This window comes from Enterobacter sp. BIGb0383 (assembly GCF_003751845.1).
Taxonomy (GTDB): domain Bacteria; phylum Pseudomonadota; class Gammaproteobacteria; order Enterobacterales; family Enterobacteriaceae; genus BIGb0383.
In genome coordinates this window covers 1,133,395-1,148,212 of sequence record NZ_RJKQ01000001.1, presented here as the reverse complement: position 1 = coordinate 1,148,212, position 14,818 = coordinate 1,133,395, and the positions used below count along the sequence as shown (strand labels likewise).

Below are 14,818 nucleotides of genomic sequence, written 5' to 3'. Positions count from 1 at the left end.
CCTGAAAACCCGCGCCCGGCGTCTGTGCTGGTCGTAAAGCTCTGCGCTACTCATAAGCACAATTGATCGATGTGAGCGATCAATAAGCAGTATTTGATCTGTAGAACCAATTGGAGCGAGAGCGGCCCATAAATGTACAGTACAGCTTCATGGAAGAGGAGGTGGAAAAATGAGCGCTCGGATGGCGTGGTTCCTGAGCTTTATTCTCTCTGCGGTCTTTTGGGGCGTTGTTCTGTTTCTGCTGCTTTAGTCTTCGCGGCTCTCCGATTATTGATTGTCAGCCTGCAGAAAGTTGCAAATATAGCGGACTGTCCCAGAATAGATTGATACCCGACGTATTTGATCAGGATGAGACTATGCGACACCCGTTGGCCGTGCTGTGGGGAACCTTAATTATTGGCGCTGTTCCGGCGCACGCTGTGGAAAAAGTGTATGGCGAATCGCGCATTCGCGACTGGTGGAATCATTTTACCGATGACGTGTCGCAAACCTGGCATCAGCCCCAGCATTACGATCTCTACGTGCCCTTTCTGAGCTGGCATAACCGCCTGACCTACGACAAGGACAAGACCGATGACTATAACGAAATGCCCTGGGGCGGCGGCGTCGGGATGTCCCGCTATGACAGTAATGGAGACTGGAGTGCCCTCTACGCCATGATGTTTAAAGATTCCCATAACATGTGGCAGCCGATGATTGGCTACGGCTGGGAGAAAGGCTGGTATCCGGCCGGCGGTCAGGATTTCCGTCTCGGTCTGGGGCTGACAGCCGGGATCACCGCCCGGGATGACTTTGCCAACTATGTCCCGCTGCCGCTGGTTTTACCGCTATTTTCCGCAGGCTATAAGCGGGTCAATCTGCAGTTCACGTATATTCCCGGCACGCACAATAACGGCAACGTCCTGTTTGCCTGGATGCGATTCGCCTTCTGAATCCCTTCACAGGGTGATCACTTTTTTGACGACCGGGCTGGCCAGCGCCAGGGTGGAGATCGCCACAGAACTGACAAAGGTCAGGGCGATCAGCACCAGCTTGGTTGTCAGGGAGTTGATGGGGATAAGCCAGCTCAGGAGATGAAAGACCGAGTAGTGGAGAATATAGACCCCGGTCATCGTTTTACTGATGGTCGCCAGCAATCCCTCTTTAAACGCCACATTATGACGAAAACGCACGCCGTTAGCGGCGATGGTCAGCGCCACCACCAGAATATAGATTTGCGATCCGGTCAGAATAAAGGCGTTTCTGTCCGCTTTAAACAGCGCAAAAAAGAAGTGACGCTCATAAAACCAGGTAAACAGATAGATAAAAGGGATGGCAAACAGGGCGGCTTTGATCACCTTTTCGCGGGCTACCCATTCGGCAATCAACGGGTCGAAAAAGAGCTGGCCGGTGAGATAAAACAGCAGCCAGGTCCAGAGCCGGTATTCGGGGGCAACGGAAAAAATATGCACCCCGGGCCAGAGGACGGCCAGCAGATCGTAGCTATAGGAACCGATCAATAGCGTAAACACCGTGCCGATAAACAGCCTTCTTCTCTGGCTTAGCCATTCGACAGCCGGATGAAAGGCGTAAATCACCATAAAGGCGAAAACAAACCACGGCTGAATCAGGTAGCCCCGCTGGTACGGCTCCCACAGGTAGTAGATCGTTATCCAGAAGATAAACACGAGGGTTAAATTTTTAATTTTGCCGAGCTGCCACAGCGGTCCGTGCCGCGACTGGGCGTCAAGATAACCGGCGACGACAAAAAACAGCGGCGTGGCGATAGTCGAAATAAAGGTCAGAAAACCGAGGATCCAGTGGTAGTCGTAATCGTACTCATCCCAGGTGTTGTAGATTGTAAAAAAGGTCACCGCCGTCATGCATCCCAGCGTTTTAATAATATTTAACCCTGTGGTATTCATTGCGGCCTCATCTCTTCCTGCCGGTGGAAACAGGCATAAATCACCGGCAGTACCAGCAGCGTCAGAAGGGTCGCAAACCCCAGGCCAAACATGATGACCACGGCCATGCTCTGGAAGAAAACATCGCGCAGCAGCGGCGCCAGGCCAAGCACCGTAGTAAAGGCGGTCAGCAGGATCGGCCGCAGACGCGAGGTGCTGGCGTACAGGATGGCCTCATGCTGATTTTTTTGCAGCTTCTGCTGCTCTATCTCCTCGACCAGCACGATTCCGTTACGGATAAGCATCCCGCTCAGGCTCAGCAGGCCAATTAACGCCATAAAGCCGAACGGAATACCGGTGACAAGGAACCCTGGCGTGACGCCGATCAGCGCCAGCGGCACCGTTAGCCAGATGGCGACGGCATTTTTCAGGGAGCTGAACATCAGTACCGTAATCACAAACATCACCAGATAACCCAGCGGCAGCGTCATAAAGACCCCCTGCTGCGCTTCGCTGGAGCTTTCCGCGTCGCCGCCCCATTCGATACTGTAGCCAGGGGGTAGAGAGAGCGCGTTAATCTGTGGCTGAACGCGGCTGAGAATATCCCCGGAGGTTTCATTGCTGAGCGGGGCCGGATTGGTGCTGACCGTCAGCACGCGGCTGCGGTCGCGGCGCAGGATCAGCGGGTCTTCCCACTCCAGGTTAAAGCCGCTGACCACGTTGCTCAGCGGAATATACTGCTGGCGACTCTGGCTCCAGACCAGCACATTATTGAGGTGGTTGGCGTCCTGACGTTCGCTTGCCGGCGGGCGAACCACCACCGGTAACAGGTCAGAACCTTCCCGGTACAGCCCGGCGCGACTGCCGGAGAAATTCATCTCCAGGGCGTTATCAATATCCTGTTTATCGACGCCCAGTTCCCGGCCTAATGCCGTTGAATACTGCGGGCGAATCACCTTGCTGCGATTCTGCCAGTCATTTCGCACGCTGTCCGTGCCCGGATCGGCGGAGAGAATGTCGCTCACCTGGCTGGCAATGAGGCGCAGTCTGTCCGGGTCCGGTCCTTTAATTCTCACTTCGATGGCGCTGTCGCCGGAAGGGCCGAACATCACCCGTTTGGCGCTGGCGTTAACCTGCGGATAGTGGCGGGCAATATAGTCCTCGGCGAAACGCGTCAGGCCGGCAATGCTGCGCTGATCCTCCGTGCGCACCATAATTTGCGCGTAGTTGCTGTACTGCCGCTGGCCGCTGTAGGTCAGAATAAAGCGCATACTGCCCTGACCGACGGTGGTGATAGTCGTGGCCACGCCCGGCTGTTGATTAATGGATTTCTCGATATCCGCCGCCATCCGTTCGGTCCAGGCAATATCCGTTCCGTAGGGCAGCCAGAGGTCGACAAAGAAAATTGGCGTATTCGACGAGGGGAAGAAGTTTTGTCGTACCGAGCCGAAGCCCCAGATTGCCGCCGCCAGCAGGGCCGCCATCAGCGTCAGCGTGATGGTTTTACGCAGCAGCAGGGCATTAAGGGTGGCCTGGTAGAGGCGGAAAATACGTCCTTTGTAGGGATCGGCCTCGGTCGTGGCAGGCGGCGCGTCACCCTTAAACAGCCACCATTTAACCAGCAGCGGAGTAATCGTCAGCGCCGAGAACCAGCTCAGCATCAGTGAAATCAGCAGAACCTGGAAGAGGGATTTACAGTACTCCCCCGTCGAATCCTGAGAAAGCCCAATCGGCGCGAAGGCCAGAATGGCGATCACCGTCGCGCCCAGCAGCGGCAGCGCCGAGCGGCGGATAATATAGTTGACGGCGGTGACCAGGCTGGAGCCCTGCTGGCGGGCAATCAGGATCCCCTCGACAATCACAATGGCGTTATCGACCAGCATACTCAGGGCGATAATCAGCGCGCCCAGCGAGATACGCTGCAGCTCAATCCCCCACAGATACATAATCAGCAGGGTACCGAGCACGTTTAGGGCCAGCGACAGCGCGATAATAATCCCGCTGCGCACGCCCATAAAAATCAGCAGCACGCCGACGACAATCGCCACCGCCATCAGGAAGTTAGTGATGAAACCGTTGACTGAAAGGGCAACTTCCGCCGCCTGATCGTAGAACAGATCGATATTTATCCCGGCGGGCTTCTCGGCGGACATCTCCCCAAGCTTCGCCTGCAGCGCACGGCCAACGTCGATAACATTGACGCCGGGAATAAAGGAGACGCCCATGGTCACGGCCTGACGACCGTTGGCGTGATAGATACTCGACGGGGATTCATTCAGCCCGCGTGACAGGGTAGCGATATCGCGCAGATGCGTTGCGGCTCCCGCGCCCGGTGGGCTGATTAGCAAGTCGGCCAGCGCATCAAGGTTTTCAAATTCCCCGGTCGGGTGAAGGCGAATCGACTCGCTCCCGGAGGAGATTTCTCCGGCGCTGGAGACCACGTTCAGGCGGGCGAGCGTCGCCGAGAGCTGGCTTAGGGTGATCCCGCGTGCAGCCATTTTATGCAGGGAGATATCGACATTAATTTGCGGCTGGATCGCGCCGCCGATAGCCACCTTGCCGACACCGGGAACCCGCACCAGCTCGCGGCGCAGCTGTTCGGCATACTGGACCAGCTCATCGTTGGTAAAGTTATCGCCCGAGAGGGCGAAGAAAAAGCCAAATACGTCGCCGAAATCGTCGTTCACAAAGGGGGCGGCCACGCCGGGCGGGAACATTCGCGTGGCATCACCCACCCGACGACGCAGTTCATCCCAGATTTGCGGCAGTTCGCTCGAGTGGTAGCGCGAGGCGATATTGACGGTGATCTGGGACAGGCCATTGGAGGAGATGGAGCTGACGTTGTCCAGATACGGCAGTTGCTGAATGGCGTTTTCCAGCGGCAGCGTGACTTCTTCCTCGACCTGCTGGGCCGACGCGCCCGGATACTGCACCACCACCACGGCCGTCTTAATGGTAAAGGCCGGATCTTCCAGACGCCCGATATTCAGCAGGGCAAAAATCCCCCCAAGACCCAGCAGTAACAGGGCCAGCCAGACGCGGACCGGGTTATCAATAAACTGACGAAAGATATCCATTACAGACCCCGTTCACGCGTCCAGACCCGCACCGGCTGTTGGGCATGCAGCTCGCCCACGCCCGCCGCCACCACGCGCTCGCCGGCGCTCAGCCCGTCAAGGATTGCCACGCCCTCGGCCGTGACCTGGCCGACTTTGACTTTGCGATCCTCAAGGTGCAGCGCCTCGCCTTCGCCTTTGACCACCCAGACGTGTGGCTCGTTGCGCGGGCTATTGTCAGGGTTAAAGACGGCTTCCGGTGGCACCACCAGCATTTTCTCACTGGCACCCGCCGACAGATTCGCCAGGTTGACCCGGACGCTGCCGCTGACGCCGCCTGCGGAGGGAAAATCGTCCGGGCGGGGCAGGGTCAAAATCACCTGCCAGGTGAGGGTGCTACTGTCGCTGCTGGCGGTATGTTCTTTGTACTCGGCGACGAACTCGCGCCCCGGCATGGCATTGATGGTGACTACCGGCCGGTATTGCGCATTGCGGATATCCAGGGCGGCAAAGAGGTTTTCCGGAATGCTGAAGACCACGTCCAGCACATCGGCTCGGGTCAGTGTCGCGATGGGCTGTCCTGCGGCGATAACCTGATGATTGCGCACATGGACGCTGGCGGCTGTACCGCTAAAGGGCGCGGTGAGGGTCATTTGCGCCAGCTCTTCGCGGGCAATTTTCAGCGCGGCACTCGCCGAATCCCGGTTGGCGCGCTGAATATCCATTTCGGATTTTGACACCGCCTGTCTGGCGGTCAGGGACTGGAAGCGATCAAACTGTCGCTGCGCGAGGGTCGCCGCCGCCTGGCGCTCGTTGAGGCGCTGCTGGGCATCCCGGGCGCTGAGTCGGGCAACGGGCTGGCCTTCGGTCAGGCGCATGCCCGGGCGAATATCCAGGGTTTCAAGTTGCCCACCGCGCTTAAAGGAGAGGTCGGTCGAGTCGCCAGATTCAATTCGTGCCGGAAAGACCCGCGTCAGAGCCTGACCCGCTTCAACCACGCTGGCAACTTTTACCATGCGCGGCTGCGGGGGGATTTGTTCGGTTTTCTGGTCGCACGCTGTTGTTAACAAAATAACAACAGGGATGAAATAAAAATAACGGTTCACTGTATTCCCTTCAGAACTAAGATTTTATTTTCGAATTCTGGCTAATAACGCCGTTTTATTCAGCGAGTATGGATACCACCATATAGGTGACAGAGCCAATCGCCGTACAGGCAATGATGGCCAGCACGATAAACAGGCCCAGGCGTAACAGGCTTAACCCGTACATGGCTTTCCTCCATTAGCGCAAGCTATTATTACTGTTGTGATATGAATGGTGTAACAACGGATGGATAACAGATGTTAAGAGCATAGCCGTGGAAAACGATTCGTGCGAAAACCAGCCTGATTTGCGGTTTTGTTGCTTGTTATGCGGCTTTGGTAGTTTAAAATCCTGCTGATTCGTGTCCTTGTGATATTTATCAATATATTAATTTGTATTAACAGAGGGCTAATGCCGCTGTGCTACTTTTAATAGCACACATTTCTTTTGTTGCCGAATCTGTTATCGAGAGTTATTTCCGCGCTACGTTGTTGAGTTGTATCCATTAAATGCCTGACTGGTCATAAAAAGGACGCTCATTATGTATAACAATATTCTGGTCCCCGTTGATGTGTACGAAATTGGTCTGGCCGACAAGGCGCTTCTGCACGCGCAGTTTCTGGCGCAGGCTTCTACCGGGAATATTCATTTACTGTACGTTACACCTGCCTTCTCCGCCGTGCTGACCCGCGGTTTTATTTCCGATGCGCGAAAGATGGAAGAGTATCTGATTAACAACGGGAAAGAGAAACTCGCCGCGCTGGCGAAAAAGATGACGCTGGACCCGCAGCATATTCACCTGCATATCCTCAGCGGTAATATTCGCGATCGGGTTATCGAACTGGCCGACGATCTTAAGGCTGAGGTCATCATTGTTGGCTCACGCAACCCGGATATTCAGACGCATCTCCTCGGGTCTGATGCCGCCAGCATCGTGCGCTATGCCCACGTGCCGGTTTTTGTTATTCGCTAACGCGGGCACCTTTCGATAAAAAAGCGAGAAGGACACTATGAATACTGACAAACCGGATAGCCCGTTTTATCAGCTTTCCATCGAAGAAACGCTGGCAAAAACGCAAAGCTCACCCGACGGGATCGCGCGTGAGGACGCGGCGGCGCGCCTGCAGCAATACGGTGAAAATGCGCTACCCCAAACCCCCGGTAAGCCCGCGTGGCTTCGTTTTCTGGCGCATTTTAATGATGTGCTGATCTATGTGCTTCTCGCTGCCGCCCTGCTGACGGCGGTGATGGGGCACTGGGTCGATACCCTGGTGATCCTGGGCGTGGCGGTGGTCAATGCCCTGATCGGCCATATTCAGGAGAGCAACGCCGCAAAATCTCTGCAAAGCATTCGCAATATGCTCTCCAGCGAAGCGGTGGTGATCCGTCAGGGCAACCATGAAACCATCCCCACCACGGCGCTGGTGCCTGGCGATATTGTGGTACTCCGTGCGGGCGACCGCATTCCTGCCGATCTGCGCGTGCTGGAGGCCCATAATCTTCGTGTGGAAGAGGCGATCCTGACCGGCGAATCGACGGTGGTGGATAAAAGTACCGACCCGCTCCCGGGCGATCTGCCCCTCGGGGATCGCACCAATCTGCTCTTCTCCGGCACCACGATCAGTGCCGGTGGCGGGAAGGGGGTTGTGGTGGCGACCGGCGGCGATACGGAGCTGGGCCATATCAATCAAATGATGTCGGAGATTGAGAAGCACCGTACGCCGCTGTTGATACAGATGGATAAACTCGGCAAAGCCATTTTTATCATTATCCTGGTGATGATGGCGGCGCTGTTTGTCTTCAGCGTACTGTTCCGCGATATGCCGGTGTCGGAGCTGATGCTCTCCCTGATAAGCCTCGCCGTGGCCTCGGTCCCGGAAGGGTTACCGGCGATTATCTCGATTATTCTCTCTCTTGGCGTGCAGACCATGGCCCGGCAAAAGGCGATTATCCGCAAGCTGCCGACAGTGGAAACGCTCGGTGCCATGACGGTGATTTGCTCGGATAAAACCGGCACCCTGACCATGAATGAGATGACCGTTAAGGCGGTGATCACCGCAGAGAAAATTTATCGGGTGGAGGGCGACAGCTACGAGCCCGTCGGCAATATTCATGCTGAAGATGACCCGACTCCGCTTCAGATTGTGGGTGGAAGCCTGATGGAGCGCTACTTACGCGCCATCGATCTCTGTAATGATAGCCAGCTGATCAAGGATGATACCGGCCTGTGGAAAATCACCGGCGGGCCGACGGAAGGCGCGCTCAAGGTGCTGGCGGCAAAAGTAAAACTGCCGCCGCTTGCCACCGAACTGCGCAGCAAGATCCCCTTCGACTCCCAGTATAAATATATGTCGACCCACTATCGCATCGGCGACGAGGAGATGATTCTTATCACCGGTGCGCCGGACGTGCTCTTCCGCCTTTGCGACCATCAGCAAACGGAAAGCGGCCTGCAGCCGCTGGATCAGCCGTACTGGGAAGGCAAAATTGAGGAGTATGCCCGGGAAGGCTTGCGTATGGTGGCTGCCGCCTGGAAACCGGCTGCCGAGGGACAGACCACGCTGACGCACCCGGATCTACAGCAGGGTCTGATTCTGCTGGGTATCGCCGGGATGATGGACCCGCCACGGCCTGAGGCGATTACCGCCATCGGTGACTGTCTGCAGGCGGGGATCAGCGTGAAGATGATCACCGGCGACCACCCGCAAACCGCCATGAGCATCGGCAAGATGCTGGGGATCGGCAAATCCGGCAAGGCCATTACGGGCCGCGAACTGGAGGTGATGGACGACGCCCAGCTAAGCGAAGCCGCGCAGGCCTACGACATCTTTGCCCGAACCAGCCCGGAAGATAAATTCCGCCTGGTGCAGGCCCTGCAGAGCAAAAATGAAGTGGTCGGGATGACCGGCGACGGGGTAAACGATGCGCCCGCGCTGAAACAGGCGGACGTCGGTATCGCGATGGGCATTAAAGGAACCGAGGTCACCAAAGAGGCCGCGGATATGGTGCTGACGGATGACAACTTCGCCACCATCGCCAGCGCGGTCAGGGAAGGGCGGCGGGTTTATGACAACCTGAAAAAGACCATCCTGTTTATTATGCCCACCAACCTGGCTCAGGGGCTGCTGATTATTATTGCCCTGCTGGCCGGAAACCTGATCCCGCTGACGCCGGTGCTGATCCTGTGGATGAACATGGCCACCTCTGCCACGCTCTCCTTTGGTCTGGCGTTTGAGGCGGGTGAGAAGAACATCATGAAACGGCCGCCGCGCGATCCGAAGCTGCACGTGATGGACGGCTTTGCCGTCTGGCGCGTGATTTTTGTCGGGTCGATGATCGCCATCAGCGCCTTTATCCTTGAGGCCTGGCTTCAGCCGCGCGGCTACTCGCCGGAGTTTATCCGTACCGTGCTGCTCCAGACCCTGGTGACCGCCCAGTGGTTCTATATGCTCAACTGCCGCGTCTCTGACGGCTTCTCGCTTAGCAAAGGCCTGCTGATGAACAAAGGCATCTGGATTGTCAGCGGCGTGCTGCTGGTGCTGCAGCTGCTGATCATCTACGCGCCCTTTATGCAACTGCTGTTCGGCACCGAATCCCTGCCGTTCCGCTACTGGGTTATCACCTTTATTATCGGCTTTGTGATGTTCCTGATTGTGGAAGTGGAAAAACCGCTGACCCGGAGATGGCGTACGGGGTGACGGTGAGTGAGAGCGTAAAAAGCCTGCTTGTGTCAAAGCAGGCTTTTTTACGGGTAGCCCTTCAGGGCACGTAGATAATTTCAAACTGGGTTTTCAGGTGGTCGCGGTTGATCTTGCCGCCATCGGCATAGTGAATTTCCAGACTGTACTCGTAGGTCGGTTGCCAGTTCGGGTCGATAAACCGCTCGATAACCGGCGTTTTCACCTTAACCTCGCGGTTCGGGTTCGCTTCATCCAGCTCAAAAGTTTGTCCGCTGATATTGACCAGTATGCTTGCGACAGGCCGTGGTCCTGAGTGGCTGTAAGTACCCGGGGAGCTTTTGAAGGTCAGCGTAGTGGTAATATTCACTGGTGCAGGCTGGGTAAGAAAATCGAGCGGCTTGTTCTTATACTGGCTATCGAGCGCGATCTTCACCGGCAGTCTGTCCGGCGGGAGGCCAGTGAACTGCACCGCCAGTTCGCCTCTGAGTAACAGGCCGCCGGAAAACAGAGCATCCCAGAGCGTCACAAATTGTCGGGCAGGCAGGGTGAACGAGTCGGCAATGCCGCTTTGCAGGTTGATAATCGCATTTTTCTCGTCGGTCTTGCCTGCAGGCAGCTCTAGTTCCAGCGTCAGCGTACTGGCGCTGGCAAAGGGGACCAGCCTGCCGGCGGGCTGCTCTTTTAAGAATTGATCCCGGGCGCTGGCAATGCGCCCCTGATCGACTTTCGGTACTAAAAAATAGTCAAAGGTGACTCTGACCTCATCCATATTGGTGGCATCTTCCGGAGCGGAGAAGGAATACGAGAGCATCGGTTTACCCTTGTCATCCGCGCCCAGTACAAAGTTGTTGGGCAGATAGTAGAGAGTGTTTTTGAGGTTATAGTCCTGGTAGTAGTTGTAGTAAACATGCTGATATTCGAGCGGTCTGGGCAGCAGCTCCCAGCGCGGCGGCGGTGGCAGGAGACCCCGGTAGATATAGGGATAGTAGTCCTTGGGGAAGAAGAACGTCTTAGGATCGGTGATGGTATTGGTAATGCTGTGGTCGGTGGTAATGGCGACGACCAGCGTTGTTTGCGAATTGAGATCCGACAGGGCACGCAGTAGCGCATCGCGCTGGTCCAGACGATGCAGGTCAAGTACTGCACGATAACGGTTCTCCGTTTCCGTCTGCATCACCTGATCAAACCTCATCTCTTCGGCGTTATCGAGGGTGGAAAAACTGAGCACCACCCAGGGGATCTCAGGCACCGGCTGGCTCAGGGTAAAGAAGAGCTCCAGCGCCCAGCTCGAGCCATCTCCGCTCGTTGCTATCCGGTAGCGCGTCTCTCCCGATACGATTTCGGTGCAGACTTCGGCGAGCAAATCCTCAGCCAGCGTAGCCGGTGCGGCGCGGTAACGCAGCGGTCCGCCTGAAACCTCGGGAAATTGTTCGCTGGCATTCTGGAGAATAACCTGGTTCAGCGTCACCAGATTTTTAAGAAATATATTCATAGCGTTCCTCAGTGTGTTCCGATTGGGCCAGGGTTCTGAAGGCGTTCAGACAGGGCGACGTCCAGAGAAAGCACCCGTCGTGGCGTTGATACAGCGGGCTTTCCTGGCAACGGGCAGGAAGCTGCCAGCGGGCCAGGTCATTGATGACCGGCGAGAGGTCCGGTACACCGCGCCGTCGGGCGTACACCAGGGTGGTGAGCCATTCAGCGGGATGGGCGTAGTAGGGGATAAGCGCGCTGAGCCGGTCATAGCTTTCTCCGCTCCACTGCACCGCCTGGTTCAGCATCTGAATAATGCGCCGATACGCTGGCGGCACGATGCCGCTCTCGGCTGCCAGGATATGAAGCAGAATCAGCGCGTTGGTGTTGACGCAGCAGTCCAGGTGGCGGATGTCGTTGTCTTCCTGCATCCAGGTATAAAAACTCAGGCACTCTGCCCACTGGTGCTGTTCGGCCTTTAAGCGGGGATCGACCCGCTGCAGCCGGTAGCTGTTCATCTGCAAAAGCGTCTCCCTGACCCGGTCCTGTGAAAGGCGGCCAAACCTGTAGAGTTGCTCGGTGATGATGGCGGTGTCATCAATGTCGGACGCGATGCGCTCGCTGCCCATCCAGGCAGGGTGGGCACCAGGCGGCCAAAAACTGAAGTGGTGCGGGCGGTTTTCACAGGTCGTTAAAAAATCGAGAGCTTTCTCAATACAGGGTGCGGTCTGCGGGGTGTGGTCCAGCGTGCGCAATACCTGGGCGGTCACGAACGCGTTTTCATCCCGATGCCAGCGGCCGTCGGGGGTTCTGACATGCGACGGGAAGGCGCCGCTGGCAGACTGCTGCGCCAGTAATGCTTTTAATCCTGGACGTGCAGCCGTCGGGCTTGTCTTTACGGGCACGATTGCAAAAGGACGAGTCTGCGGGCTGAAGGTACAGCTGACCCCCTGCTGGTCCCGCATCGTCGCCGAAAATCCCACTACGTTAAACTGCAGAGGGATCGCCGCATCCATGACCAGGGGCAAGAACGGCAGGGCCTGGCCGCTTTCCTGCAGTAGCGCATCCAGCGCAGGGAAAACGCGTTGATTATCACCAAAGAAGCCGGGAGCCAGGGTAAAAAAGGTCACGCACTCCAGTCCGCCGTCCTCATCGTAGACCAGACTGAAGCCGTAGGTTGTGGCCGGAAAGGTTTCGCCGTTCAGGGTGTGCCGCAGGGCGCGATCCAGGCTTGACCTCAACGCTGGTAGCAGCGCATCACCACCGAAAAAATGCAGCACCGCGGCAATCTCGGCGTGGGTAATCAGTGCGCGGTGCCACTGAAAGTAATATTCCCGCGATGCGCGGGGCTGCGCCGGATAGTAGCCGACCATCAGCAAGGAGAGTCCTGCCTGCCGACAGGCCTCGGTCGAAAATGACTCTGGCGCACCGGGCCATTTGAGGGTGTCAACGGCGTCGGCATGCACTTCCGAATAGACCTTGCTGCTCACCCCGTCTGGCGTATATTTTCGCCCCAGCCAGGAGCCAAAACGCAGGGGCTGCGCGCTCTGACTTTGCAGCCGGTTCACCGAGGCGAAGCAGGTCTCAGCGGCAGGCTGTGGTGACGCGTCGATAATCTGCTGACAGCGACGGGAGAATGCCGCGATCCGGCGATCCTCCGCGTAGAAGGGCAGAAAAGGATCCAGGGTACAGGAGAGCGCCCGTGGCTTTAACGTCGATACGGTAAATTCCAGCGGGCAGCCATTGTAAGCCAGCAGACTGCTGGTAAAGGCCGCAGACAGCGCGCCTGAAGCCAGTCGCGGCTGGCTGAAACGGGTAATCTCCGGGGCCAGGGTGTTCCGTAACCAGGGTGCCTGCTGGCAAAGACCCTCCACCAGGGCGTTCCATGCCACGGGGATTACCGCGCTGTATTCAGCCATGGTTAGTCGCCTGTGCCACGACCGGAATAACAATGGCTGGCGGGTTTTCGCTGCCGTCGAGCGTGAGGGTTTTACCCTCGAATAAAAAGTAGGTGATTTTGTAGTTAACCTTCCAGGGCTTCTCGGTCAGGCAGCGGTACTTAAAGGTCTGGGGATCGGTCTTATCCTGATTAAAGGTGTACTTCTTGTTTTTCAGGCTCTGCTTGTCGTCCCGATAGCTCAGTTCGACCAGCACCTGATTACAATTTTCCCAGGCGAATTTCCGATCGAGCATAATGTCGATCTCGTTAAACGTCAGACTGGCGCCGGGGTCCAGATTCAACAACGTTGAGGCGGAAGCGGATTTGAGCTGATAGCTGGTGCTGCCCTCCCAGCCGGAGGTGGCGGCGGATTTAAAAACAAACTCGCTTTGAATATCAAAGAGCTCGTTGAGATTTTTACTGCGGGAAATCGCCTTGCTCCATTTCTCGTCATCTCTGAGGAAAGGGTCGGCGGTATAGACCTGGTTGTTGTATCTGAGGTTAAAGGTCGCGGCTTTAATTCCGTAATCCTCAAACCCATCCGGCCCCAGCACGGTGAAGTCAATTTTCTGGAAGAAAGGATCGTTGACGTTAACTTCCACAAAGTAAGGCACCTCTTTTTTGGCGCGCAGAATGTCGCTGCCAATAAAGTTTTGCGGCACCGCAGACTGGCTGATGGCCTTTGAGGAGATGTAGTTGAAGTTAAGGGCTTTAGTTTCTTCGATGCGGACCAACTTTATCTCCAGCGAGGCGCACGGGAAAAGGCTGCCTTTCGCCTCTTTCTCGCCTTTTCCGCCGGTTTCTCCCTTGTCATCGTCATCATCGCCGCCACCGTCCGGTTCTTCTTTTTGGTTGCTGGCGATCAGGGCGTCCAGAATGGAGGCGCTGGCGGATTTCGCCTGAGTATTGCCGCTGGCGTTAGGATCCAGCGATGCGGTAAAGAAGCTTTTCAGGATCTCTTCTTTTACGAACTCCAGCGCCCATTCCTTCTCTTTTTCCGCCTGCTCGCCCGGCATACTTTCGGTGACTTTAATCACCAGTTTCTGCTCCTGCTGCAGCTTTTTGATCACGCTGTCAAAACCTAACCAGAAGCTGGCCGGTGTCTCGACCGGAATCGGAATATTGGCGCCGAATTTAAGGTCAAACTCCTTGTAGAGGCTGTCAAATTTGGCTTCGACTTCCACTTTTAACGCCGGAGTGATGCCGGTAAAGGTGAGGTTATAGGCCACGGCGGCCGGTGCCTGGGCCTTATTAAAGGCGGCCTCGAGTATCGCTGCCTGCACCGGGGTGAGCTTCGCGCTGAAAATAGCGCTGTTCTTGCCAAACAGGCTGGGGCTCTGGGCACTGATCAGCGCGCTGTCTGTGCCTTCGGCGCCGAGGACAAAAAAGTTCACCGTGCCGGTGTCAAACGGCACCTGGGTTTTACGGGGTTGTTTGGGCGCAGGCTTAATTTTTTTCAGATACTCTACGAATGCCCGATCCAGCGTCTCTTTATCAATGAGCGTGTTGACCTCGAAATTGATATAGCCTCCCTGCTGGTCGCTGCCGTCACCGGTATATTTAATCAATGAAAATACCGGCTTGCCCTTATCTTCAGCGATATGGATATCACCGGGTAAATACCAGAACTGGTCGTCATCGCTGTCATCCGCAAAGAAGGTAATGTTGTCGATGGTCTGTGTTCTTTCTCTGAGTAGTAACATG

At 56.3% G+C, this 14,818-nt stretch carries 9 protein-coding genes; 3 read left to right on the top strand and 6 right to left on the bottom strand.

Annotated elements, in window-relative coordinates; all coding sequences use genetic code 11:
- Positions 1 to 356: 356 nt before the first annotated feature.
- Positions 357 to 932 carry a lipid IV(A) palmitoyltransferase PagP gene (gene pagP / locus EDF81_RS05540; RefSeq protein WP_123347006.1) on the top strand — a complete coding sequence of 192 codons (576 nt, stop codon included), beginning with the start codon at positions 357 to 359 and terminating at the stop codon, positions 930 to 932.
- A 6-nt stretch (positions 933 to 938) separates the two neighbouring features.
- Here the strand turns inward: pagP and EDF81_RS05535 are convergent, their stop codons facing one another.
- The 3 genes from EDF81_RS05535 to EDF81_RS05525 are packed head-to-tail and all read right to left on the bottom strand — an operon-like array spanning position 939 to position 6,045.
- Complete coding sequence (locus EDF81_RS05535; protein WP_123347004.1) at positions 939 to 1,904, bottom strand: acyltransferase; 966 nt, start codon at positions 1,902 to 1,904, stop codon at positions 939 to 941.
- Entirely contained in the window at positions 1,901 to 4,960 is a 3,060-nt protein-coding gene (locus EDF81_RS05530; protein ID WP_123347002.1) for an efflux RND transporter permease subunit, read from the bottom strand. Before EDF81_RS05530 ends, EDF81_RS05535 begins: the two co-directional genes overlap by 4 nt.
- On the bottom strand, positions 4,960 to 6,045 hold the full coding sequence (locus EDF81_RS05525) for an efflux RND transporter periplasmic adaptor subunit (RefSeq protein WP_184999467.1): 1,086 nt from the start codon (positions 6,043 to 6,045) through the stop codon (positions 4,960 to 4,962). The genes EDF81_RS05530 and EDF81_RS05525 overlap by 1 nt, the downstream gene beginning before the upstream one ends.
- Before the next feature lie 521 nt (positions 6,046 to 6,566).
- On the opposite strand from EDF81_RS05525, the gene EDF81_RS05520 reads away from it, so the two are divergent.
- Together EDF81_RS05520 and EDF81_RS05515 are read left to right on the top strand one after the other, a co-directional pair.
- Positions 6,567 to 6,998, top strand: a complete 432-nt coding sequence (locus EDF81_RS05520; protein ID WP_123346998.1) for a universal stress protein — start codon at positions 6,567 to 6,569, stop codon at positions 6,996 to 6,998.
- A gap of 37 nt (positions 6,999 to 7,035) precedes the next feature.
- Positions 7,036 to 9,723 (top strand): cation-transporting P-type ATPase, encoded by a 2,688-nt coding sequence (locus EDF81_RS05515; RefSeq protein ID WP_123346995.1) that lies wholly within the window; start codon positions 7,036 to 7,038, stop codon positions 9,721 to 9,723.
- A 61-nt stretch (positions 9,724 to 9,784) separates the two neighbouring features.
- Here the strand turns inward: EDF81_RS05515 and EDF81_RS05510 are convergent, their stop codons facing one another.
- The 3 genes from EDF81_RS05510 to EDF81_RS05500 are packed head-to-tail and all read right to left on the bottom strand — an operon-like array spanning position 9,785 to position 14,817.
- Positions 9,785 to 11,197, bottom strand: a complete 1,413-nt coding sequence (locus EDF81_RS05510) for a hypothetical protein (RefSeq protein ID WP_123346993.1) — start codon at positions 11,195 to 11,197, stop codon at positions 9,785 to 9,787.
- On the bottom strand, positions 11,181 to 13,094 hold the full coding sequence (locus EDF81_RS05505) for a hypothetical protein (protein WP_123346991.1): 1,914 nt from the start codon (positions 13,092 to 13,094) through the stop codon (positions 11,181 to 11,183). The genes EDF81_RS05510 and EDF81_RS05505 overlap by 17 nt, the downstream gene beginning before the upstream one ends.
- Positions 13,087 to 14,817, bottom strand: coding sequence for a hypothetical protein (locus tag EDF81_RS05500; protein ID WP_123346989.1), 1,731 nt, complete (start codon positions 14,815 to 14,817; stop codon positions 13,087 to 13,089). The genes EDF81_RS05505 and EDF81_RS05500 overlap by 8 nt, the downstream gene beginning before the upstream one ends.
- Position 14,818: the final 1 nt, after the last annotated feature.